The 23721-nt window shown below is 65.1% G+C and carries 15 protein-coding genes; 8 read left to right on the plus strand and 7 right to left on the minus strand.

The features are described 5' to 3' along the window. From ACWIVK_RS08215 to ACWIVK_RS08225, 3 genes are all read left to right on the plus strand, one after another. Nucleotides 1-711: ribonuclease activity regulator RraA (locus ACWIVK_RS08215; protein ID WP_448576164.1), on the plus strand; the 711-nt coding region annotated here is incomplete at its 5' end. 75 nt (nt 712-786) lie between these two features. Then, a complete protein-coding gene (locus ACWIVK_RS08220) occupies nt 787-2415 on the plus strand; it encodes an N-acyl-D-amino-acid deacylase family protein (RefSeq protein WP_448576165.1) in 1629 nt (542 codons plus the stop codon). A gap of 10 nt (nt 2416-2425) precedes the next feature. Beyond that, nucleotides 2426-3667 carry a zinc-dependent alcohol dehydrogenase gene (locus tag ACWIVK_RS08225; protein WP_448576166.1) on the plus strand — a complete coding sequence of 414 codons (1242 nt, stop codon included), beginning with the start codon at nt 2426-2428 and terminating at the stop codon, nt 3665-3667. 64 nt (nt 3668-3731) lie between these two features. On the opposite strand, the gene ACWIVK_RS08230 is transcribed toward ACWIVK_RS08225, so the two are convergent. Continuing rightward, nucleotides 3732-4898 carry a class II aldolase/adducin family protein gene (locus ACWIVK_RS08230; protein WP_448576167.1) on the minus strand — a complete coding sequence of 389 codons (1167 nt, stop codon included), beginning with the start codon at nt 4896-4898 and terminating at the stop codon, nt 3732-3734. 80 nt (nt 4899-4978) lie between these two features. Then, nucleotides 4979-5977, minus strand: a complete 999-nt coding sequence (locus ACWIVK_RS08235; protein ID WP_448576168.1) for a diacylglycerol/lipid kinase family protein — start codon at nt 5975-5977, stop codon at nt 4979-4981. Between the two features lie 234 nt (nt 5978-6211). On the opposite strand from ACWIVK_RS08235, the gene ACWIVK_RS08240 reads away from it, so the two are divergent. The 5 genes from ACWIVK_RS08240 to ACWIVK_RS08260 are packed head-to-tail and all read left to right on the plus strand — an operon-like array spanning nt 6212 to nt 11929. Next, entirely contained in the window at nt 6212-7831 is a 1620-nt protein-coding gene (locus ACWIVK_RS08240) for a LysM peptidoglycan-binding domain-containing protein (RefSeq protein WP_448576169.1), read from the plus strand. 25 nt (nt 7832-7856) lie between these two features. Then, on the plus strand, nt 7857-8933 hold the full coding sequence (locus ACWIVK_RS08245) for a rod shape-determining protein (protein WP_448576170.1): 1077 nt from the start codon (nt 7857-7859) through the stop codon (nt 8931-8933). A gap of 12 nt (nt 8934-8945) precedes the next feature. Continuing rightward, nucleotides 8946-9764: a rod shape-determining protein MreC gene (gene mreC / locus ACWIVK_RS08250; RefSeq protein ID WP_448576171.1), complete on the plus strand. Its 819-nt coding sequence runs from the start codon at nt 8946-8948 to the stop codon at nt 9762-9764. 9 nt (nt 9765-9773) lie between these two features. Then, the gene (locus ACWIVK_RS08255; protein WP_448576172.1) at nt 9774-11153 is read left to right on the plus strand and encodes a MurT ligase domain-containing protein; all 1380 of its coding nucleotides are present in this window, start codon (nt 9774-9776) and stop codon (nt 11151-11153) included. Between the two features lie 11 nt (nt 11154-11164). Beyond that, nucleotides 11165-11929: a type 1 glutamine amidotransferase gene (locus tag ACWIVK_RS08260; RefSeq protein ID WP_448576173.1), complete on the plus strand. Its 765-nt coding sequence runs from the start codon at nt 11165-11167 to the stop codon at nt 11927-11929. On the opposite strand, the gene ACWIVK_RS08265 is transcribed toward ACWIVK_RS08260, so the two are convergent. Genes ACWIVK_RS08265 through ACWIVK_RS08285 form a run of 5 tightly spaced genes read right to left on the minus strand, consistent with a single transcriptional unit; the run spans nt 11916 to nt 23663 of the window. Continuing rightward, nucleotides 11916-14360, minus strand: a complete 2445-nt coding sequence (locus ACWIVK_RS08265) for a DUF3536 domain-containing protein (protein WP_448576174.1) — start codon at nt 14358-14360, stop codon at nt 11916-11918. The two genes, ACWIVK_RS08260 and ACWIVK_RS08265, sit on opposite strands and share 14 nt — an antisense overlap. Then, nucleotides 14357-16300, minus strand: a complete 1944-nt coding sequence (gene glgB / locus ACWIVK_RS08270) for a 1,4-alpha-glucan branching protein GlgB (protein ID WP_448576175.1) — start codon at nt 16298-16300, stop codon at nt 14357-14359. Before glgB ends, ACWIVK_RS08265 begins: the two co-directional genes overlap by 4 nt. Then, a complete protein-coding gene (locus tag ACWIVK_RS08275) occupies nt 16297-18288 on the minus strand; it encodes a 4-alpha-glucanotransferase (protein ID WP_448576176.1) in 1992 nt (663 codons plus the stop codon). Before ACWIVK_RS08275 ends, glgB begins: the two co-directional genes overlap by 4 nt. Beyond that, nucleotides 18285-21656, minus strand: a complete 3372-nt coding sequence (gene treS / locus ACWIVK_RS08280) for a maltose alpha-D-glucosyltransferase (RefSeq protein WP_448576177.1) — start codon at nt 21654-21656, stop codon at nt 18285-18287. Before treS ends, ACWIVK_RS08275 begins: the two co-directional genes overlap by 4 nt. A 9-nt stretch (nt 21657-21665) precedes the next feature. After that, nucleotides 21666-23663: a maltotransferase domain-containing protein gene (locus ACWIVK_RS08285; protein WP_448576178.1), complete on the minus strand. Its 1998-nt coding sequence runs from the start codon at nt 23661-23663 to the stop codon at nt 21666-21668. Between the last annotated feature and the right edge of the window lie 58 nt (nt 23664-23721).

The raw sequence follows: 23721 nt of genomic DNA on the forward strand, positions 1-23721 counted from the left end.
CCGCGCGAGCTGATCGAGGCACTTCTGGCTGAAGTCAGCAGCGCTGCCGCGACTGGTGCGCTCTATCGGCTCGGCATCCGCGATTCCCACCTCCGAGGCCTGGTGAGCCACTCCCCCGGTATGAAAGTGGTCGGACCGGCACTCACCTTGCAGTTCATGCCAAAACGCGAGGACGTCTATAGGCTCGAAGAGTATGGGGACGTCGAGCGCCAGCTGCACCGCCACGTCCTCTACAAGGCTCAGCCGGGGGATGTCGTCGTCGTCGACGCGCGCGGTCACCTCGGTTCGGGTGTCTTCGGTGAGATGATGCTGACCTACTTCAAAGCCAAAGGCGGCGTCGGAGTCGTCGTCGACGGCTGTATCCGCGACTTTCCCCGCGTCAAACACCTCGGCCTCGGCCTCTGGCTGCGCGGCGTCACCCCGAACTTCCACACGCAAACCGATCTCTTCCCCTTCGCAGTCAATGTCCCCATCGCCTGCGGTGAACGACTGATCTTCCCCGGCGACATCATCATCGCCGATGACGACGGCGCAGTGGTCGTGCCCCGCAAGCTCGCCGAGGCCGTCCTGGCCGATGCCCGCGAGCACGCCGAATGGGAGGAGTTCGCCCGGGAACGTCTCGCTGCTGGCGGAGACCTGCGGAAGTACTATCCGCTTTCCGAGGAAGCACACCGCGAGTACGACGAATGGCGCCAGCACCGCTCTCCCTGAAGCGAGGCTGATCCCTCGTCCCGCTCGCCCGGCTGCGTTACGATAGCCTCGACTGACCGGGCCGGGAGGGCGAGCATGGAGATCGATCTCCTCATCCGCAACGGACGCGTGGTGGACGGAACAGGCAATCCATGGTTTCGAGCCGATGTCGCTGTCCGCGGCGACCGAATCGTCGCCGTCGCACCACCCGGCCGGATCGAGCCGGGAAACGCGCGCGACGTGGTCGATGCGAGCGGTTACGTCGTCTGTCCCGGTTTCATCGATATCCAGAGCCACTCCATCTACCCGCTCATGCGCGATGGTCGCTCGCTCTCCAAGATCGCGCAGGGAGTCACCACCGAGATCATGGGCGAGGGATGGACACCAGCACCGTTCGGAGGCCGCATCAGCGAGCCGATCCCCAGCACCTTCTTCGCCCGTCGCTTGCCCGAATGGGAAGAGCGCGCACGGCAGTGGCGACGCTTCCGCGATTGGCTCGAAGCGATGGTCGAGCGTGGCGTCTCACCCAATATCGGTTCCTTCCTGGCTGGTGGAACGCTCCGCGAGTACGTCAAGGGCTACGACCTGTCGCCGGCGAGCCCGGACGAAATCGCCGCCATGCGGCGTCTCGTCGCCGAAGCGATGGAAGACGGGGCCTTCGGTGTCGCCTACGCGCTGATCTATCCTCCTGACGCGTATGCCTCTACCGAGGAGATCGTGGAGATCTGCCGGGAAGTGGCCCGCTGGGGCGGACTCTACATCACGCACATCCGTTCCGAGGGTGTGCGACTGTTCGAGGCACTCGAGGAAGCGATTCAGATCGGCCAGCAGGCTGGAATCCCAGTCGAGATCTACCATCTCAAGGCATCGGGACGCCGCAACTGGTGGAAGTTTCCCAGCGTGCTGGAACGGATCGAGCGCGCTCGACGCGACGGAGTCGACGTCACCGCTGACGTCTACCCCTACACCGCTGCGGGAACCGGCCTCGCCTCCGTTTTGCCACCATGGATGGCAGCCGGTGGACGCTTCTACGAGAACCTGCGCGACCCCGCTATGCGCGAGCGGATTCGGCGAGACGTCACCAATCCGTCCGGCGACTGGGAAGCGCTCGGCACCGAGGCTGGCCCGGAGGGGATCATGCCGGTGGGTCTGCACCATCCCAGCCTGCAGCGCTTCGTCGGCAAGCGGCTTTCCGAAATCGCGGCGGAGCGCGGGCAGGACTGGATCGATGCCGCGATCGATCTCCTTTCGATCGAAGGACGGAACATCTTCACCATCTACTTCGTGATGGACGAGACGAACGTACGGGCTGCGCTTCGGCAGCCGTGGATCAAGGTCGCGACCGATGCCGGTGGGCTCGATCCGGCCTGGGCGCGTGCCGAGGGTCCCGTGCATCCGCGCGCCTACGGTACCTACCCCCGCGTCCTGGCCCGCTTCGTGCGGGAACTGCGCGACCTGACACTGGAAGAGGCGATCCGCAAGATGACCTCGGCAGTGGCAGACCGGCTGGGAATCCGCGACCGCGGGCAGGTGCGCCCCGGCTTCTTCGCCGACCTGGTCGTTTTCGATCCCGAGTCGGTCGCCGATCGAGCCACGTTCGAGGATCCGCATCAGCTCGCAACCGGCATCCGCTCCGTTTGGGTCAACGGCGTCAGCGTGCTCCGCGACGGTCTCCACACCGGAGCCATGCCAGGCCGCATCGTCTCCGGCCCGGCCAGTGCGTAAAGGAGGATCGATGCTCGCGCTCCAAATCGTGGAGAGTGTGCCGCGCTATCTCTTGGCGAAGGTGGTCGGTCGCTGGCAACCGGCGGCGTATTGGAACGGACTCGGGCTTCTCCAGTTGCGCGACGTCCCCGAACCCCGCCTGCCGACACCAGAATGGGTCAAGATCACCACGCGCTACAGTGGGATTTGTGGAAGCGACATCGGAGTGATCACCCTCCACGCTAGCCCGACCACCTCGCCGCTCGTCTCCTTCCCTTTCACGCTCGGCCATGAAGTAACCGGGTACATCAGCGAACTCGGCTCAGCAGTGGAAGGCTTTCGGGTCGGGCAACGCGTCACGGTCAATCCGCTGCTCGCTTGTGCGGCACGCGGTTTTCGCGAACCATGCAGCGAGTGCGCGCGTGGTCTCCCGAACCGCTGTCTGCGCTTTCGCGAGGGCACGATCGCGCCCGGCATCATGATCGGCTTTTGCCGCGACACGGGTGGAGGCTGGAGCGCCAGTTTCGTCGCCCACCGATCGCAGCTGATCCCGATCCCTGACCAGCTGACGGACGAGGAAGCCGTCCTCGCCGAGCCGTTCGGCGTCGCGCTCCATGCGGTGCTCCAAAACCGACCTCCCGACACTGCGACCGTTCTCGTCCTCGGCGCTGGCATCATCGGACTCCTGACGGTCGCAGCGCTGCGAGCGATCGGATCGCAAGCGCGCATCCTGGTGACGGCAAAGTATCCGTTCCAAGCCCGAGCTGCCGAGCGACTCGGGGCCGATCTCGTTCTCCTGGGTCGGACTGGCCCGGCGCTCTACCGTGAGATCGCGCGCCTCACTGGTGCACGTGTCCTGCGTGCACGCTTCGGTCGCTGGTTGGTCCAAGGTGGGATCGACCAGGTCTTCGACTGTGTCGGCTCCAGCCGGTCCGTCCACGACGCGCTCGCCCTCACGCGGGCTGGCGGGCACGTGGTCCTCGTCGGTCTGGCCAGCGACCCTCGCCACGTGGACTGGACACCGATCTGGCTGCGCGAAGTCGAGATCCGCGGATCGATGGCCTATGCGGAGGAGGAACTGGACGGGATCCGTGCCTCGAGCATCGCCCATGGAGTGCGACTGATGGCCGAGCGTCGCGTCGAGTTGGGCTGGCTCGTCACCCACCGCTTCGCGCTCACCGCGTACCGGGAAGCGCTCGCGACAGTGACTGGCAAAGGGGCGAACGGCGTCATCAAGGCAGTCTTCGCGTTTCCCGGAGCCAACCAGGTCTGAGGAGATCACCGCTCGAGCGCAACCGACCCGAGACGCCGTCGCAGGCAGGTTGCGCTCGCCACGATCAGGTCATCGGGACTTGCGGGATCAGCTTCCCGTCGATGCGCTCCAGGATCTCGTCCATGCTCCGCCCGGTGATCGTCACCCCGTGATTCTTGAGGCCGATCACCGCTCGGGTCGGATCAGGCTCCTGGGCGAGCACGTTGGAAACCGCCAGTGCCAGCTCCAGCGTCCCACACGGGTAATTGATCTCGGTGGAGCGGATACCGTCCATCCAGGCATGGACATGGACGATCGCACCGATGTCCGGATGTTGCTGATAGATCATCCAGTGCTCGATCGCATCGACCGAAACCCGACGCGGTTCGACGTTGGGCGGCACACTCAACACGATGGCAGGAATGGTGGGATCGAACCCGCTGACCAGCAGAATGTCTCGGCCGATAACCTCCAGCTGCGCCTTGTTCACGCCACTGGCGCTCATCCAGAAGCGGTGCCGATCCTTACGGGCGCTCAAGTTGCCGTAGCTCAGCCCGCCGAGGCCATACAGGCGCTTGACGTGCCGCAAGTCGTCCTCGCTCAAGAGTTCGTGGACAGGGAACGGGGCGGGAAGCAGGTTCATCGCTTCCAGTCGCTTCCCGGCCCGCGAGATCTGCTCCGTGATCTCGTCACCATTCCAGAGCTCCGGCTCGAGGTCGGTGCGAAACACGTTGTTGATGACGAGATGCGATGCAGCCAAAGGATGCAAGCGCTCGTAGATCGTCGCGAAAAACTGGGCGTCCTCGCCTTCCCGGTAGGGGATACCGTAATGACCACGCTCCAGCGTGACGAAATGCGCCTCTGGACCCTCCGCGCCCGGAACCAAGATGAGCACGAGATTCGCCAGCGCATAGAGCAGGAAGGGATAACAGGCACTCAGGACGTCCGCCGGGCGCTCCGGGAGCTCGGTAATGCCGACGACGAAGGTCGCCTGCGCTTTGCGGCGATACCGGCGCGGCCGATCATGCGCAAAAACGCTGAGGACGAGCCGGATATCGGGAATCGGCTGCTCGTGGTAGACATGACCGTGCCGCTCCAGTTCCTGCCGCAGACCCTCGACGAACCAGCGCAGGCGCGGAGTCGGCGGTTCCCCATAGACGGTAAACGTGCCGCTTTCCGGCTCTTCGGAAAGAAGACGCAGTGCCTCGGCGAGCGCCTCGACTTGGTTGTACATCTTTTGCTCTGTCGTCATCGTTTGCGTCGTTCTCCTCGACTGTTCTCGTGTCGGGTCATACCCCATCGCCCGATTGTGGCAGAGGAGTCATCGCGGGGTCAAGCAGAAGCATCGCAGGTGCCACGCGGCACGCGAAGATACAGCGCTTTGGGGACGACCCACGCCTCGATGTCCGTCGTCCCCACCACCTCACCATCCGTTTCGATCGGCACGGGCTCGGCACTGCGCACCGCGACGACGCGACGAGCGGTCCAATGCTCGACGGCTGGATGGGCAAGGTGCGTCCCTCGATAGACCGCCGGAAGCAGGGAGCCGAGCAGGACGAATCGCGAGACTCGACGCAAGGCGAACACTTCCAGCTTCCCGTCCGTCACCGAGGCCATCGGTGCGATCCGCATGCCACCGGCATGGAAGCGACCGTTGGCTAATGCGACCATGAGCGCTGGACCGCCAAACACGGTCGTGCCCTCGATCTCGATCGCGAGTTCGGCCGGTCGATGGCGGAGAATCGTCCGCATCGCGCCGACCAGATAGGCGAAGAACCCACCGAGTCGCTTGGTCGACTGGCTGACCCAGGCCGCCGTCTCCGCCCCGAGCCCGATATCCGCCATGTTGACGAAGTAGCGCTGACGGGGGGAGCCATCGAAGGCACGAAAGCGGATCGCGCCGATATCGACGCGGCAGCGCTGCCCGTAGCGCAGGAGATCGACCGCCTGTTCCGGCCGGACGATACCGAAGAGTCGGGGGAAATCGCGTCCCGTCCCGCACGGTACGATGGTGAGCGTCACCGGGCCGATCGGCTGTCCCTGCACGTCCAGGCATCCATTGACGACCTCATTCACCGTGCCATCGCCACCGATGACCAGGAGTTCGCGAGCACCACGCTCGACCAGTTGCCGAGCCAGCGCGATCCCCGCTCCAGGCTCGGCTGTGTGCACTTCCTCCACACGCAGGCCGAGCGACTCGAGGTGACGACGCACCGCCGGCCAGGCGCGAGCTGGACGACCGCTTCCGGCCACCGGATTGACGATGGCATGCACGGTTTCGGTCGGCAGAGTCGTCAGCCCCTGCGCTGTTCTGGCACGCGTCTCTTCCATCGCCGAGCGCCCTCATCCACTGTCATGTGCCATCGTACCGAACGGTGAACGATTCGTGAAGGCAGGAATTCATGACCTTCCGGTGAGGCCACAAAGCGCGGAAATCGGCGCCCTGGATTTGACTGATGCCACTGGACATGTTATCCTGCCCGTGAGGATCGCGGAATCGGCGAGTTCGGCGTCACGACGAGCGAATCGACGAGCCGCTGAGGGAAGGGAAGCCGGATAGGGACGATGCCGACGAACCCGCCGAGCGAGGAGTATCGTGAGCCGTCCGCCACCCGAGCGGTGCGCTTCGGCTGGACGCCTGAGCTGGACGACGTGTGCGAACCAGCGAATGGGCATCCGAACGGGCATCCCGCGATCGAATCGACCGACGCTGTGCACGAGCGGCTCGCTGCCCGGAGCAATGGTGCGTTCGCGGGCAGTGCGAACGGCACCGTCGTCGCCCCACCCAAACCGCCACGACCTCTCCTGCACCCACCGAAACGAACAGAGCAGCCGCTCCAGCGCCGGCGGACGAATCGCACGATCGGGCGCTGGTGCCTCCATTTCTCGGTCATCGTCTGCGTCGCGGCGGTCGCGATCGGTGGGGGATTCTGGCGGCGCCCCGCTCCGATCCGCGTCGCAGCTGGAACTGACCAGATCACGGTGATCCAGGACATCCTGTCCGGCACACATAGCCAACCGGTCGCGAGCGTTCCCGACTTGACGGTGAGCGATCCGCGCGTCGGTTATCTGGCGACAGGTGGGCTCGCTGTCAAGCCGGACATCCTCGTGCTCGACACCTACGTCACGGCGGCAGGAGAGACGATCTACGATGTGGCGCGAGCGACTGGCCGGAGCGTCGAGACGCTGCTCTGGGCGAACAATCTCCTCGATCCTGGGGCCCCGTTACCCGCTGGGCTGCAGCTCCGCGTGCCACCAGTCGATGGCATGCTGCACGTGGTGCGCGAGGGCGACACGATCGAGACGATCGCGGCACGCTACGGCGTGCAACCCGACGCGATCACCGGCTACGAGCCCAACGGCGTTCAGCGCGACACCGATCTGGTGCCCAATCGTCTGATCATGGTCCCGGGCGGCAAGATGCCCCAACGCGACCGCGTGGTCATGTACACCGTCCAGGAGGGAGACACGCTCTGGAAGATCGCCCAGCGCTTCGGCCTCAAGGTGCAGACGATCACCTGGGCGAACTCCTTGCCTGATCCCGAACTGATCTATCCCGGCCAGCAACTGGCTATCCTGCCGACCGATGGAGTCATGGTCAAAGTCAAGGAAGGGGATACGATCGAATCCTTGGCCAAGTACTGGGGAGTCGAGCCGGATGCGATCCGCAACTACCCGATGAACGGGATCGGGCCGAACGGCGTCCTGCGCGTCGGCCAACTCGTGATGATCCCAGGCGGTGAGCCACCACCGCCACCACCGCCGCCTCCCGCCCCACGAGCATCGGCGCCGAGCAATCCACCCGCTCAGCGCCAAGCACCGCGTGGCTCCTTCATCTGGCCGACTACCGGAGTCATTACGCAGTACTTCCATGCCCGTCATAACGGGTGGGACATCGCCAACAACATGTACACACCGATCGTGGCGGCAGACAGCGGAACGGTCATCTTCAGCGGATGGAACAACTACGGGCTCGGGTATGCCGTGGCGATCGATCACGGCAACGGCTTCGTGACCTGGTACGGGCATATGGCCGAACCACCACCAGTGCGAGTCGGACAGTGGGTCAACCAGGGACAGTACATCGGCCCGATGGGGAGCACCGGCTATTCGACCGGCCCGCACGTCCACTTCATCATCATGTACAACGGCGTCTACCAGGATCCGGCGCTCTACCTGGGATGAGGCCGATGAGAGGAAGGGCTCGACCATGATTCGACCACTCAGCGCACTGTTCGGGTTGTTCAGCCGCGACCTCGGTATCGACTTGGGCACGGCGAACACGCTCGTCTACGTGCGCGGCAAAGGTATCGTCATCTCCGAGCCATCCGTCGTCGCAGTCGATAAGAAGACGCGGCGAGTTCTAGCCGTGGGCGTCGAAGCCAAAGCGATGGTCGGCAAGACACCCGATACGATCGTCGCTGTCCGTCCGCTCAAGGACGGGGTCATAGCCGACTTCGACACCGTGGAGATCATGCTGCACTACTTCATCCGGAAGGTCCACGCCCAGCAACTCCTGACTCCCCATCCGCGAGTCGTCATCGGTATCCCCTCCGGCGTCACCGAAGTGGAAAAGCGAGCGGCCAAGGATGCCGCGCTCAGTGCCGGCGCGCGGGAGGCATACACGATCGAGGAGCCGATGGCAGCTGCCATCGGCGCCGGTCTTCCCATCAACGAGCCCGTCGGCAGCATGATCGTCGATATCGGCGGCGGGACGACCGAAGTCGCGGTCATCTCGTTGGGTGGCATCGTCGTCAATCGCTCGATCCGTGTGGCGGGAGACGAGATCGACGAGGCGATCGTCCAATGGGCACGGCGCGACCATAACCTGATCATCGGTGAGCGAACCGCCGAGAACGCCAAGATCGCCGCGGGCTCCGCCTACCCGCTCGAAGAAGAACGGCGAGTCATCTTGCGGGGACGAGACGTGCTCACCGGCCTGCCCAAAGCAGTCGAAGTGAGTTCGGTGGAGATCCGCGAGGCGATCGCTGGACCGGTCAACCAGATCATCGAGGCAGTCCGCTCCTGTGTCGAAGAGACGCCACCGGAGCTACTGGCTGACATCATGGAGCGAGGGATCGTGCTCGCGGGCGGTGGAGCACTGCTCATGGGTCTGGACAAGCGTCTCCAGGCTGAACTCCGGATCCCGGTCTACCTCGCCGACGACCCGCTGACCTGTGTCGCGCGCGGCACCGGCCGTGTCGCGGAAGCACTCCACCTCTACCAGCGCGCCCTGCAAGGGACGCAACAGCGGCGCGTACCGGCTGCTTCGAGCTCGACGACCTGACACGGATGAGGCATGCCGCTCACGCTCAAGCGCACGACGCTCCTCATCGTGATCTTCCTCCTGGCCAGCACGGTGCTCGTGGTCCTCGACCGCCAGCAGCGACTGAGCAGGATCACGGCTCCGCTGACCGGCCTCGTCACGGCTGTCCAACGCGGCATCGCGCCTGCCATCGCGTCCCTCCCTGTGCCCGCCACGAGCTCCGAGCGCGAACTCCGGGCGGAAGTCGAGCGCTTGCGCGCGGAACGAGACGCGCTCCTCGCCGAAGTCGCCCGGCTGCGCCAAGCGCAGCAGGAACTCGACCAACTGCGCGCACAGCTGCGTTTCCAGCAGGAGCATCCTGGACTCCAACTCGTCCCGGCACGCATCATCGGATTCGATCCAGAACGACCACAACGGGTCTTCGTCATCGATCGAGGCAGCGAGGCAGGCATTCGCGTCGGTATGGCCGTGCTCGATCCCAACGTCCTCGTGGGTATCGTGACGCGGGTCGAGCCTGACCGCTCCCAAGTGACCGCGGTGACCGACCCCTCCATCCAGCTCGGTGCGCAACTCTCCGAATCGGGCACCGAAGGGATCGTCTATGGCCAGGGCTGGCGCGGAAGCGGCTCGCTGATTCTCCGACACCTTCCTCCGGACACGCCGTTCCGCAACGGCGAACTCGTCGTCACGTCGGGACGCACCGCCGGCATTCCACCTGGTCTCGTCATCGGCGTGGTGATCGGCGGCTCGCGCCACGTCGCTGACGACGAGCTGCGCTTGATCGTCCGGCCGCTCGTCGATATCTCATCGCTCCGCACGGCCAGCGTGCTGGTGAGCAGTGCTCCCCAGTAGACTGGACGCATGAACGTTGCGACGCTGCTCGCCATCGCAGCCGGTCGACTGACGATCCAGATAACTCGCCGCCTGCGACTCGGCGGTGGTACGGCCTTTCCGGGACTGCTCGCACTCCGCATCGCGCCGAGCTTCCTGGCCACGGCCGGTCGCGCGCTTCCACATGGGACAATCCTCATCGCGGGAACCAACGGAAAGACGACGACTGCGCGGCTTCTGGCTGGAACACTCGAATCGATCGGCTTGACGATCGTGCACAACCGGTCGGGGAGCAATCTGCCGCGTGGTGTCGCCGCCACGCTCCTGGAAACGATCGACTGGTCAGGGACGATCCACCGTGATCTGGGCATCTTCGAGGTCGACGAGTTCGCCCTCCCGGCGATCGCCCAGGCGCTGCGTCCTCGGCTGCTCGTCCTGCTCAACCTGTTTCGCGACCAACTCGACCGGTACGGTGAACTGGAAACGATCGTCCGCCTGTGGGAACGCACCCTGGACTCGCTTCCACCGGAGACGCTCCTCGTGGTCGATGCCGATGACCCGATCCTCGCTGCACTGACCGAGCGGTTCGCAGATCGACGCTGGACGTTCGGGCTCGCTGACCCCCGCATCGCCCTGCCTGCCCTGCCACACGCGGCCGACTGGCGATCTTGCCCGCGGTGCGGTGCTCCGCTCGCGTACGAGCAGGTTTTTCTCGGCCATCTCGGTGCCTACCGCTGCACGGCTTGCCCGTTCGCTCGTCCCCCGCTGACTGTTGCGGGTCGCTGCGTGCGCATGGAGCAGGGGACGCTCGCAGTGGAAACGGTCTACGGTGAGCGGGAACTCGTCCTCCAGAGCCAGCTCACCGGCGTCTACAACGCCTACAACGTGCTGGCCGCAGCCACGGCGAGCCTCGCCGTGGGACTCACCCCCGAGCAGCTCGTTGCGGGGCTCGCGGGCGTGACGGCAGCGTTCGGCCGACAAGAGCGCGTCGAACTGGCGGGACGAACCGTCACGTTGCTGCTCGTCAAGAATCCGACCGGCTTCAACGAGGCGATCCGTCTGATCGCCAGTGCTACCCAGCCACAGCCGATCCTCATCTTGATCAACGATCTGGACGCGGACGGGCGAGACGTCTCCTGGCTCTGGGACGTCGATCTCGAACCATTGCGGGCACTCGAGGCACCAGTCAGTACCGGGGGCATCCGCGGCGCGGACATGGCGCTCCGGCTCGCCTACGCCGGGATCGCTCCAGTGCACCAGTTCGCTGGCGTCGCCAGCGCGCTCGATCGCTGGGTGGAAACGCTTCCCCCCGGCAGTTGCGGCTGGGTCCTCGCGACGTACACCGCGCTACTGGAACTCCGGCGCGAGCTCGGTCGGCGCGGGCTGGCCCGCGAGTTCTGGCGCCAGTGAGGGAGCGCACGATGCGCCTGACGATCGGCTGGCTCTACGCACGGACCATGAACATCTACGGTGATCGCGGGAACATCGTCGCGCTCGTGGAACGCTGCCGTCGGCGCGGCATCGCGGTCGACGTGCTGGAGATCGGTGTGGGTGATCGGCTCGAACCTGGTCGCTGCGATCTTTTCTTCTGGGGCGGGGGTCAGGACCGCGAACAGATCGCCGCCGCGCGCGATCTCGCCGGACCAAAAGGCGAAACGCTGCGGGCGGAGATCGAACGCGGTGTTCCGCTCTTGGCTGTCTGCGGCGGCTACCAACTCCTCGGACACTTCTATCGGCCACATGGTGGCCCCGAACTCCCGGGTCTCGGTCTCTTCGACGCCTGGACGATCGCCGGGGCACGGCGCATGATCGGGAACATCGTCGTGGACTCGGAGGAGTTCGGCGAACTGGTCGGCTTCGAGAACCACAGCGGGCAAACTTTCCTCGGGCCCAGCGCTCGTCCGCTCGGCCTTGTCCGTATCGGTTGGGGAAACAACGGGCGAGACGGAACCGAGGGCTGTCGCTATCGGCACGCGATCGGCACGTATCTCCACGGCCCGCTGCTCCCCAAGAACCCTCGTCTCGCCGATTACCTGATCGCTCGTGCCCTCGAACTGCGTGGCTGGTCGGGTGAGCTGCCACCGCTCGATGACACCCTCGCCGATCGTGCCCATGCGGAGGCCGTTCGCCGCGCCGAAGACCAGCGCCGTCGTTTCGCCTGGCGTCGTCTCCTCAGGCTGCGCTGATCTCGCCCTCGCCGCTCTCCACCGCGATCCAGAGAACGTCGCAGAGCGTTCGGAACCAGGTCAACCAGTTCTGGGCAACCGCGTCGCCCGCTTCGGCTCGGACACGTTGGCCCGGGAACTCCCGGAGCAGCAGCTCGTACGCGATGTTCTGGACGCGCCAGGTGTTGATCGGCTCCCGGATATGCACCGCAAGGCGAGCCAGGCCAGCGAGCGTCTCCATGAGGGCCACGTCTTGGGGATTCTCGCGCCACTCGAGCGCCAGCGTCTCCATCGCCTCCTGGACTGCATAGGCCAGCCCCGGGTGATCCACATCGAGCTGCCAGGTCTCAGCTTCTCGGAACAACTGCTCGAGTCGCTCGATCGACGGACGCGGCTCGGCCAGCGTATGCCGGAGATCGGCGTTGACCGTCACCTCGGCGGCCGTCAGGAAAGCGCGCGGGATGGGAATGCCCAGTTCGCTGAGGAACCGCATCAGTGGCTGACTGTCCTCGTACAAGTGCCGATAGAGCTCTTCGGCCTCAGCAAGCGTCGCGGTCAAGATGACGTCGACCAGCTTGCGCTGCTCGTCCTTGAACAAGGACCGGAGCGAATACTCGGCATGACCGAAGACGCGATCCATTGCCCGCACTGTTTCGGCAAGATCGGCCCGCGTGAACGGCGCACTCAACGCGGCGAGCACCTGCTCGTATCGCTCCGGTGTCCCATCCGGCTCGACACCGCCCACCAAGTTGTGCTCTCCCAAGTGCAGCGCCGCAGTCACGAAAGCACTCTGACGACCGGTCAAGCTCGAGCGCACGCGGACACGAGCGACATAGAGCTGAGCCCGGCCAGCTCGCTGGGCCAGGCCGGCCAGCCGTTCCACTTCGAAGCAGCCGATCGCCGCACGCTCCGGATAATCCTCGAAGAGCGCGCTCAAGGCATAATGCGCTGCCACGTTGGCCAACTCGACGCGCGCTGGACGCACCAGGCGCTCCCAGACACCGCGACCATTCTGGTACTGCGGCACGTTGCTGGGAGCACGGGCCAGCCGCTCGACGAATTCCTGTTCGAGCGGAACCTGAAACAGTTCTTCGGCGATCTGAATCGCGCGCGCTGCCGACTGCAAGGCTTGGACCGTCTCCAGCCCGGAGAGTTCGTCGAAAAACCAGGCATCGCTGCTGTACATGCGGAGCGCATGCCGTTGGAGCTCCAAAGCTTCCAGCACGCGAACCTGTTCGTCCGGTTGGAGCGCGCGCACCTGCCAACGCTCCAAGAAGCGCTGGACATTCTTCGGGGAGCGATCGAGCACGACTTCGATGTAATCGTCGCGGGCAGCCCACGGATCGCGGAGCAGTGTCCCGAGGTACCGCTCGTACAGCGGCGCGATGGTATCGCGCAGCCAGTCGAGCGCAGCACGCAGCGGCGCACGCCATTCCTGAGTCCAGCCGGGATGAGCACCGGTCTGGCAGCCACAGTTGCTGCGCCAGCGCTCGATCCCGTGGGCACAGCTCCACGAGGTCTCCTCGACGATCTGCGCTTCCCACGTGGCCGGGTGCGTGGCCAGATAGGCACCGTACGTCACGACTCGCGCATCGCGCTCGGCCCGCAGCGCTGCGATCGCTGCGGCCAGGGCCATGTCACCGAACCGGTGATGGTGACCGTACGTTTCGCCATCGGTCGCGATATGCGCCAGGCGATCGACCGTATCGCTCGCTGCCGCCAGCAAGCGAGCCGCCAGTCGCCGCCCGTCCTGCAGCAGGTCACCGAAGGCGACATCGCGCGCGATCGCCCCGTCATAGAAAAAGACGACCAACTCGCGCCCAGACGGGAGCGTCAAGCGGTAAGGGCGTGTCGTTTCCACGCGCCCACCAGACACGTCTTGCCAGCCGGAAAACCCAGGCGGTCGCACGGCAGCTGCCTGGTGGGGTGCCAAGATGGTGAACGTGATACCCAATTCCGCGACGACTTCCAGGGTCGCGAGGTCGACCGCCGTTTCGGGCAACCAGATCCCTTCGGGACGTCGCCCGAAACGGTACGTGAAGTCCCGGATACCCCAAAGCAGCTCGGTGCGCCGATCGCGCGCGTTCGCTAGGGGCAAGATGACGTGATGATAAGGGTGGGCGATAGCTGGGCCATGCCCCCCGAACCGCTGGCTCCCCTGTCGGTCTGCTTCCACGATCGCACGGTAGACCTCAGGAGCAGCCCGCTCGAGCCACCAGAGGAGCGTCGGGCCGAAGTCGAAGCTGATCCAGGCATAGTTGTTGACGATGCGCGTGATCCGGCCACGCGCATCGAGGATCCGCGACCACGCGTTGGGTCCATAACACTCGGCAGTGATCCGCTCGTTCCAATCGTGATACGGATACGCGCTGTCCTCGAGCTCGACCACCTCCAACCAGGGATTCTCCCGCGGTGGTTGATAGAAGTGGCCATGAATGCAGACGTACCTCACCGAACGCTCCCCTCGGTCGCACGCTTGAAGATCAGGATCGCCAGCGGCGGCAGCGTGAGGACCAGCGAGTACGGTCGGCCATGCCAGGGAACCGGCACGGTCTCCACACCCCCCAGATTGCCCCAGCCGCTCCCCCCGTACTCGCGGGCATCGCTGTTGAGGAGCTCCCGCCAAAAACCGGGAGCCGGCGCGCCGACACGGTAGTTCTGTCGCGGCACGGGAGTGAAATTGCAGACGATCAAGAGAGTGTCCGCTGGGTCGTGGCTCTTGCGTAAGTAGACGAGGACGCTGTTTTCGGCATCGTTACAGTCGACCCACTCGAACCCGTCGGGCCTCACATCGCGCTCGTGGAGCGCGGGTTCGCAGCGCGCGAGTCGGTTCAGATCAGCGAGCCACCGTTGGATCCCTCGATGGGGCGCGTACTCCAAGAGATGCCAGTCGAGACTCGTCTCGTGATCCCACTCCCGCCACTGAGCCAACTCCGCCCCCATGAAGAGGAGCTTCTTGCCAGGCTGGGTGTACTGGTAACCGTAGAGGAGTCGCAGATTGGCGAATTTCTGCCAATCGTCACCGGGCATCTTGGCGAGGAGCGAGCCCTTCCCGTGCACCACCTCGTCGTGCGAGAGGGGAAGCACGAAGTTCTCCGTGAAGGCATAGAGCATACGGAACGTCAGTTCGTGATGATGGTATTTCCGATAGATCGGGTCGCGGCTGAAGTAGAGCAACGTATCGTGCATCCATCCCATGTCCCATTTCAGCCCGAAGCCAAGCCCACCGACGTAGGTCGGCCGGGAGACCATCGGCCAGGCAGTCGATTCCTCCGCGATCGTCTGGACATCGGGATAGTGCCGGTAAATCTCCTCGTTCAGGCGACGCAGAAAGGCGATCGCTTCCAGGTTCTCGCGCCCACCGTACTCGTTGGGAATCCACTCGCCTGGGCCGCGCGAGTAATCGAGATAGAGCATGGAGGCCACTGCATCGACGCGCAGTCCGTCGGCATGGTAGCGGTCCAGCCAGAACATCGCACTGGACAACAGGAACGTGCGTACTTCGTTGCGCCCGTAGTTGAAGATCGCGGAGTGCCAGTCCGGATGGAACCCCTTGCGCGGATCAGCGTGCTCGTAGAGGTGGGTCCCGTCGAAAAAGACGAGTCCGTGCTCGTCGGTAGGGAAGTGGGAGGGAACCCAGTCCAGGATGACCCCGATCCCCTGCTGGTGCAGCGCATCGACGAGCGCCATGAAATCTTGGGGAGTGCCGTAGCGCGCCGTCGGCGCGAAGTAACCGGTGATCTGGTAACCCCACGAACCGTAGAAGGGATGCTCCATCACCGGCAAGAACTCGACATGCGTGAAGCCCATGCGCTGCACGTGCTCGGCGAGCTTGGGAGCGATTTCTCGGTATGTCAGCCAGCGGTTGCCTTCTTCCGGGACCCGCATCCAGGACCCGAGGTGCACCTCGTAGATCTGCAGCGGCGCATCCAGTGCATTGGCTCGCCCGCGCCGTCGCATCCAGTCGCCGTCCTGCCACTCGTAGGTGAGATCCCAGACGATCGAGGCGGTACCGGGTGGACATTCATGCCGGAAACCGTACGGATCCGCCTTGAAAACCTGGTAGCCGTGATAGCGAGAGACGAGGTGGTACTTGTAGCGGGCCCCCGGGCCGAGTCCCGGGATGAACCCCTCCCAGATACCGGAAGAGCCCCGCGGAGCGAGCGGATGCTTGCCCGGTGTCCAATCGTTGAAGTCGCCCACCACGGAGACGCGCTCGGCATTCGGTGCCCAGACCGCGAAGAAGACTCCTTCCTCGCCGTCGAGCACACAGGGATGAGCGCCCATTTTCTCGTAGGCGCGGAGCCATGTTCCTTCGTTGAACAAGTAGACATCGTGCTCCGTCAGCAGCGAGCGGTCATGACGCGCCGGGCCCACTGATCGACCAGTCATCCCGCTCCTCCCTTCCGTGCCGTCTCGACGATGGCGAGCGCACGCGTGACGAACGGGTCACGACCGAAGCTCGCCGAGCCGAGACGGGCCAGGCGCCGCCAGTTCGGCATTTCCAGCCCCGTTCCGGGCCGGTTCTGCGGCTCCCGCTCGAACCAGAGGTCTTCCACGTTGACCGCTACGACTGCCGCTGGACTCTCCGCCAGGAAGCGGAGCAGTCCGAGCAGCGCCGCTGCTCGGCGATCGCTTTCCAGCGCTGCTCGCGAACCACGTTCGGCCAGCCAGCCGAGTACCGCTTCCTGGATCTCTGGCCCCCACTCGTCCCAGAGCGCGGCGAACGGTGGCAGATCATGGGTCACCAGACTCGCCACGACATCCGGCGGCGGCTCGGTGAACCGACCGTCCCGGCGCTCGAACGGCAGCACGTACATGCGGAGCAGACCGTTCCGGCGCATCGCCCGGCGAACCGCCCACGGCACCGTACCCAAATCTTCCCCGACGACGGCACAGCCGGCACGCTGACTTTCGATCGCCAGGATCGCGTAAAACTCTTCGGCCGGATACCGGACGTAGACCCCTTCGCGCCCGCTCGCTCCGGCCGGTACCCAATAGAGTCGATGGAAACCCATCACGTGATCGATCCGAAGCAAGCGTGCTGCCCGCAGGTGATGGGCCAGTACCGCTCGCAGGTAGCGATAGCCGTCCTCCCGGATCCGTTCCGGATGCAGTGGCGGGAAACCCCACACCTGTCCCCCGGCGAAGAAGGGATCGGGCGGTGCACCAGCGCTGGCCCCCTGAGCGAAGAGTTCCGGCCAGTACCACACATCGAACCCTTCCGGGTGCACGCCGAGCGGAAGATCCAGGTACAGTCGCTCTTTGCCCACGGCAGCCAGCTGCTGGTTCGCCAGCCACTGAGCGACCGCATAGATCCACGCGGCCTCATCCAGACGCTGGTCCTGCCCGCGGTCAGGTCGAGGCGAGGGGAGGCGCTCACCCTGGTCGACCGCCGCGCGGAAGCGGGCGTAGGCCAGCACGAGCGGCCGCTCGGCCAGCCACGCTTCCACCTCGCTCCGCACCCGCTCGTGTCGAGCGGCCTCCCGCGCCAGCACCGCTAGCGCCTGGAAGCGCTCTCGCCAGGTCGCCCGGTACTCGACGAAGCGATTCCCCTGCTCATCTCCAGAGACGACCAACCGGCCCGCGCGCACCAGGTCGGGGAAAGGAGACCAGCCTGGATCGACGAAGAACTCGCTCCAAAAGAGCCGACTGACCGGTGCATAGGGACTGGGGTCGTACGGGCGCTCGCCCAAGAAAGTCGGGAGCAGTGGGAGCGTTCCGACGAATTCCCCACCGCGTTCGCGCGTCCAGGCGACGAACTCGCCGAGTCGCCGGTAGGTCGCACCGTCACCTGGCTCGTCGCGCCAGAGCGCGTAGAGCGGCAGGAAGTTCCCCCACGTCCGCTCGATGCCGAGTGCGCCAGGCAGCGCCACCGTCGGTGGACGGACGACGAGCAGCGTCCGCGCTTCCTGGCCATCCGGACAACGAATCGTCACCGCATGGTAACCGAGCGGGAGCTCGTGCGGCAGGGCGAGGTCGACCCGAATTGCAGGCAGCGCGGTCGTGGACTGCCCGGCCTGGTCCTGCGACCAACGCCGCTCAGCTGGTCGCAGGTCCAGCACCGCTCCATCTTCGCGCTGGACGACGAGCTCGAACCGTCCTTCCTGGAACGCGGGAAGCACGAGCTGGAGCCGCGGCGCACCGCGACCGACTCGCCACACCTGGACCGGCTCGCACCGACGAGCCAGCCGTGCCTGCCGCCACTCCGCGAGCACGGCTGGTGCCTCCTCCGGCGTGTGGATGAGAAAACCGAGCGCGCGCAGAACAGCGAGCAGGGCCTCGTCGCTCGCCACCTGACGCTGTCCAGCGAGATCGCGATACGCTAACTGGATACCTGCCTCGCGCGCCAGCTGGCGCAAGGCCTGGCGCCTCGTCATGCACTCCCCTCCCGCGCCCGCAGCAGCTCGAGAACACCGCGCAGCGGGATCGCGAGCCAGGCGGGGCGATGGCCGAGCTCGTAGCGGATCTCGTAGATCGCCTTGTCCATGAGGTACGCCTCGAGCAGCGCTCCCAGGTCCTCGGGATTGCTCGGGACGAGGACCGTCGGGCCGACCACTTCCAGGTAGCCTTGCAAGAAGACCGCCGAGACCCAGCCGTACCAGAAGCGCAGCCAGGCCTCCGCCCGAGCGAGATCGGACAGCAAACCACGTTGCTGCTGCTCGAGCAGCGTCGCCGAGGCAGCATAGTGGAAGGAGCGGAGCATCCCCGCTACGTCGAGCAACGGCGAGCGCTTGAGTCGCCGCTCGCTGAGCGAGCGCGCTGGCTCCCCCTCGAAGTCGATGATGACGAAGTCCCGGCCGGTGTAGAGCACCTGCCCGAGATGATAGTCGCCGTGACAGCGGGTCCGCTGCGCGGGCAAGAGCTTTTGGAGGAGCTTCTGGTAGACCTGCACGATCTCGCGCTCGCGCTGGAGCACCGCTTCCGCTTGCTCGCGGGTAGCGGCCGGCAGGCTGGCCAGCTGCTGGCGCAGTAAAGCGAGCGTCTGCAAGAGGTGACTGCGCATCGCTTGATAGAGCGAGCGCTGGGAGAGCATGGAAAACGGTTCGGGCGCGAAGGCCGGGTCGTCGGTCACGCTCGCCAGCGCCCGGTGCAGCTCACCCGTCCGCTGACCGAGCAAGCGCACGGCTTCCACGTAGGTATCGATGAGCTCGTAAACCATCGTCGGTGGGGTCTGGCCAGCCAAGTCGAGGAGCGACTCGACATCGAGCCGGAGCGAGGGGGGATCCTCGCTGTAGGCCAGGGCGCGCTCGAGAAAGCCGGTCAGTTCGTCGAGCGTGTACTGCCAGGCATCCCCTTCGTTCGGCACGTAGCCGAGCACGATCCCCAGCGTCATCGGCTCACCCTGCGCTGGCTGGTACTCCACGCTTCCGGCCAATGGCGGCACGTGTGGGAAGCCGAGCCGTTCGCTGAGTGCGCGCTCCATCTCCAGCTCCGGATTCGGCCCCGGTTCGACCCGCCGATACAGCTTGAAGAGCACACGATCCGGAAAGATGACGGTCGTATTGCTCTGCTCGGCACGACTGAGTACCGGCTCCGGGAGCGGCGTGTCGGGTCGAACCAGGCGGCGGAAGGCGGCAGTCGGCTGGCTCACGATGACGCCGTGCTCGCCGCGGAAGCGGCGCCGACGACCGATCTGCTCGATCAGATTGCGCACGCAGGCCGGCTCCGCGAGGGCATCGACGAGCAGGGCCTCGCTTCCCTCGACCAACGCGCGCGCGATGACCGCATGGGGCGTGCGCTCGACGATCTCGTATGCCCGCTCACCGCGGGCGAGTGCCAGCGGCAAGACGTACTGCTCCGGATCCCCCTCGGTGTACTCGACCGTGACCAGAACCAGGGTCGCGGGTGACTCACCGGTCACGAGTGGGAGCTGCTCGCTGATGCGGACCTCCTTGATCCGCCTCGCCTTTCCAGCGAACCAGCGTCGCTGGCGCAGGTAACGCGGCAGGAGCTCCTCGAGCGCGCGCTGCCCGATCCCCAGTTCCAAGGTCCCTTCGCGCTCGCGCACCGGGACGAGCGGAAGCTCGCTCGTCGTGATCTCCACCGGTTCCTCGCCAGCCCGCGGTCGCTCCAGGCTGAACCAAGAGAAGCTGTGCGGGCCGAGCATGACGCGATACGGCTCGTCGCCGATCAGCGGAAACTCGATGCGCCCGAACAGCTCGACCGGCACCAGCCCCCGATAGGCGGAGAGGTCGAGTTCCGCCCACTGGACGAAGCGGGAGAGATTGGCGACGACCAGGATCGTTTCCTGCTCGTACCGACGGACATAAGCCAGGACCTTGCGGTTCTCGACCGGGATGAGCTCGAAGGAGCCGCGACCGAAGGCCTTGAACTGCTTGCGCAGCCCGATCAGGCGCTTCATCCACCAAAGGAGCGAATGCGGGTTCGCCTGCTGGGCCGCGACGTTGACCGCTTCGTAGTGATACTCGGCATCGACGATCACCGGGAGGTAGAGTCGCTGGCGCGGCGCGGTGGAGAAACCAGCATTGCGGTCCGCGCTCCACTGCATGGGAGTACGGACACCGTTGCGGTCGCCCAGGTAGATGTTGTCCCCCATGCCGATCTCGTCGCCATAATAGATGACCGGCGTTCCGGGGAGCGAGAACAGCAGGCCGTTCATGAGCTCGATCCGTCGCCGGTTGTTGCCGAGCAAGGGAGCCAAGCGGCGACGGATTCCGAGATTGATGCGTGCGACCGGGTCGCGGGCGTAGACGCGATACATGTAGTCGCGTTCCTCGTCCGTCACCATCTCGAGCGTCAGCTCGTCGTGGTTACGTAAGAAGAGCGCCCATTGCGCTGTTTCCGGAATCGGGGGCGTCTGGGAGAGGATATCGACGATCGGGAAGCGGTCTTCCATGCGGATGGCCATGAAGAGGCGCGGCATGAGCGGGAAGTGGAAAGCCATGTGACACTCGTCACCGTTGCCGAAATAGGCGACCGCGTCCTCCGGCCACTGGTTCGCCTCGGCCAGCAGCATCCGGTTCGGGTACCGCTCGTCGATGTAGCGCCGGAGTTCCTTGAGGAACTGGTGGGTTTCCGGTAGATTCTCGCAGTTCGTCCCCTCGCGCTCGTAGAGATAGGGGACGGCGTCCAGCCGCATGCCGTCCACGCCGAGCCGCATCCAGAAATCGACGACACGCAGGATCGCGCGCCGGACCGCTGGATTGTCGTAATTGAGGTCCGGCTGATGCGAATAGAAGCGGTGCCAGTAATAGGCTTTGGCGACTGGATCCCACGCCCAGTTGGAGGTTTCGAAATCCTTGAAGATGATGCGTGCTTCCTTGTACTTCTCCGGCGTCTCGCTCCAGACGTAGAAGTTCCGCCAGACCGAACCCGGCGCGGCACGACGTGCACGCTGGAACCAGGGATGCTGGTCCGAGGTGTGGTTCAGCACCAGCTCGGTGATGACCCGGATACCGCGCCGATGAGCCTCCCGGATGAACTCCTTGACGTCCCGCAAGGTCCCGTAGGACGGGTGGACGTCGGTATAGTCCGCAATATCGTAGCCATCGTCGCGGAGCGGGGACGGATAGAAGGGAAGCAGCCAGACGGCCGTGATGCCCAGATCTTCGAGATAGTCGAGCTTCTGCGTGAGCCCAGGAAAATCACCGATTCCGTCACCGTTGCTGTCGAAGAAGGCACGGACGTGCAGTTCGTAGATGATCGCGTCCTTGTACCAGAGCGGATCATCGGCGAGTTGGCTCGCGGGTGCGGGGCGACGACGTTCAGCCAGCCGGACGGCCATCGACGCACCTCACTGGTAGTACTCGAAATCCTGTTCCGTCCGCACGTGACGACGAACGAGAAAAATATGTGCCGGCATCACGTGCGGATCGAGTTCGACGTAGTTGCGGGGCCCATGCCAGAGATAGCGCTCGCCGGTCAGCAAGTCGTGCATCTGGTACGGTGTATCGGCCACCAGACCGAGCGACGCCAGGTCGAGCGTGACCCAGCCAGCATGACGATGGTGCGGGTCGAGATTGACGACCGTGACGATGACGTTCTGCCCATCGGGGCTCGTCTTGGAATAGGCGATCAGCTCGTCGTTGTCCACCGGATGGAATCGCAGCGTCCAGTCCTGCTGTAGTGCTGGGTTCTCGCGACGGATCCGGTTGACGCGGGCGATGACCGGCGCGATGGAGTGAGGCGAATCGAGCTTCCAATGCCGGATCTCGTACTTCTCCGAGTTCAGGTACTCCTCGCTCCCCGGGGCCAGCGGCGTCGCCTCGCAGAGTTCGTAGGGCGGTCCGTAGATCCCGTAGCTGGCACCGAGCGTCGCTGCCAGGATGAGCCGGATGAGGAAAGCTGGCCGACCACCGGTCTGCAAGTACTCGGTCAGAATATCCGGCGTGTTGGGCCAGAGATTGGGGCGGAAGAACTCGCGTACCTCGGTCTGGGTCAACTCGGTGAAGTAGGCTTCCAGCTCCGCCTTGGTATTCCGCCACGCGAAATAGGTATAGGACTGGGTGAAGCCGAGCTTGGCCAGGTGATACATGACCTTCGGTCGCGTGAACGCCTCGGAGAGAAAAATCGTCTCCGGATAGTCGCGCTTGATCTCGGCGATCAGCCACTCCCAGAAGGCGAACGGCTTGGTGTGCGGGTTGTCGACTCGGAAGATACGGATCCCCTGCTCGATCCAGAAGCGGACGATCCGCAAGAGCTCGAGCCAGAGTTCTCGCCAAGCCGGCGACTCGAAGTCGAAGGGATAGATGTCCTGGTATTTCTTGGGTGGATTCTCGGCGTACTGGATGGTTCCGTCCGGCCGACGGCGGAACCATTCAGGATGCTCGCGCACGTAGGGATGATCCGGTGAGCACTGGAAGGCGAGGTCGAGTGCGACCTCGATCCCGACGTCGCGCGCCCGGGCCACGAAACGCCGGAAGTCCTCCAGCGTCCCGAGCTGCGGATGGATGGCATCGTGCCCGCCCTCCTCGCTCCCGATCGCCCACGGGCTGCCAGGATCGTCCGGTCCAGCGACCAGGCTGTTGTTTTTCCCCTTGCGGTGCGTGCGACCGATCGGGTGGATGGGGGGCAGATAGAGGACATCGAAGCCGAGTTCGGCCAGACGGGGAAGCCAGGCCTCGCAGTCGCGGAACGTACCGTGGCGCCCCGGCTCCGGCGCGCAGGAACGCGGGAACAGTTCGTACCAGGTGCTGAAGCGCGCTCGCTCGCGATCGACCATCACGCGCAGCACCCGCGGATACTCGCTGGCGAACTGGCGCGGATCGCAGCTGCGAGCCCGCTCCGCGAGCTCCGGATCCAGCGCCAGCTCGACCGCGTCCGGATCGCTGCGCAGCCGCTCGGCGACGCCACGCAAAAACGCAGCGTCCGGATCGGTCGCCGCGCTCGCGATCGACTCGAGTAATTCTGCCCCGATCCAGAGATCGACGCGCACCTCCTGTCCCGCCTCGACCCGCTTGCGGAGATCCCGCTGCCAGGTCGCGAAACGATCGATCCAGGCGAGGACGGTATAGTCCCAGAGGCCGAGTTCGGTGAGCCAGAAGCTGGCCCGCCAGCGGTCGTTGCCGAGGAAGGTCATCGGCACTTCGCGCCACGAACTCTCGCCAGGTGGTCGATAGCGCAGCACGGCAGCCAACTCGTCGTGTCCATCGGCGAAGATGTCCGCCTCCACGACGAACTCGTCGCCCCGGATCCGCTTCACCGGAAAGCGCCCGCAGTCCAGTTCCGGCACGACGCGCGCGATCGCGACGCGCTGCCGCCCTTCCACGGGCAACCGTTGGGCTGGTTCCATGCTCGATCCCCTCCCTCCGGTGCGCGTCTTCCCTTCCCCGGTCTATTCTGCCCGTTAC

The sequence above is a fragment of the Thermomicrobium sp. genome (assembly GCF_053493975.1).

Bases quoted from the DNA above. Each gene is read 5' to 3' on its own strand.
- ACWIVK_RS08245 (WP_448576170.1), top strand. From the start codon at position 7,857: ATGATTCGACCACTCAGCGCACTGTTCGGGTTGTTCAGCCGCGACCTC.
- ACWIVK_RS08275 (WP_448576176.1), bottom strand. From the start codon at position 18,288: ATGACGAGGCGCCAGGCCTTGCGCCAGCTGGCGCGCGAGGCAGGTATC.
- ACWIVK_RS08285 (WP_448576178.1), bottom strand. From the start codon at position 23,663: ATGGAACCAGCCCAACGGTTGCCCGTGGAAGGGCGGCAGCGCGTCGCG.
- ACWIVK_RS08225 (WP_448576166.1), top strand. From the start codon at position 2,426: ATGCTCGCGCTCCAAATCGTGGAGAGTGTGCCGCGCTATCTCTTGGCG.
- glgB (WP_448576175.1), bottom strand. From the start codon at position 16,300: ATGACTGGTCGATCAGTGGGCCCGGCGCGTCATGACCGCTCGCTGCTG.
- treS (WP_448576177.1), bottom strand. From the start codon at position 21,656: ATGGCCGTCCGGCTGGCTGAACGTCGTCGCCCCGCACCCGCGAGCCAA.
- ACWIVK_RS08235 (WP_448576168.1), bottom strand. From the start codon at position 5,977: ATGGAAGAGACGCGTGCCAGAACAGCGCAGGGGCTGACGACTCTGCCG.
- ACWIVK_RS08220 (WP_448576165.1), top strand. From the start codon at position 787: ATGGAGATCGATCTCCTCATCCGCAACGGACGCGTGGTGGACGGAACA.
- mreC (WP_448576171.1), top strand. From the start codon at position 8,946: ATGCCGCTCACGCTCAAGCGCACGACGCTCCTCATCGTGATCTTCCTC.
- ACWIVK_RS08260 (WP_448576173.1), top strand. From the start codon at position 11,165: ATGCGCCTGACGATCGGCTGGCTCTACGCACGGACCATGAACATCTAC.
- ACWIVK_RS08255 (WP_448576172.1), top strand. From the start codon at position 9,774: ATGAACGTTGCGACGCTGCTCGCCATCGCAGCCGGTCGACTGACGATC.
- ACWIVK_RS08230 (WP_448576167.1), bottom strand. From the start codon at position 4,898: ATGACGACAGAGCAAAAGATGTACAACCAAGTCGAGGCGCTCGCCGAG.
- ACWIVK_RS08240 (WP_448576169.1), top strand. From the start codon at position 6,212: ATGCCGACGAACCCGCCGAGCGAGGAGTATCGTGAGCCGTCCGCCACC.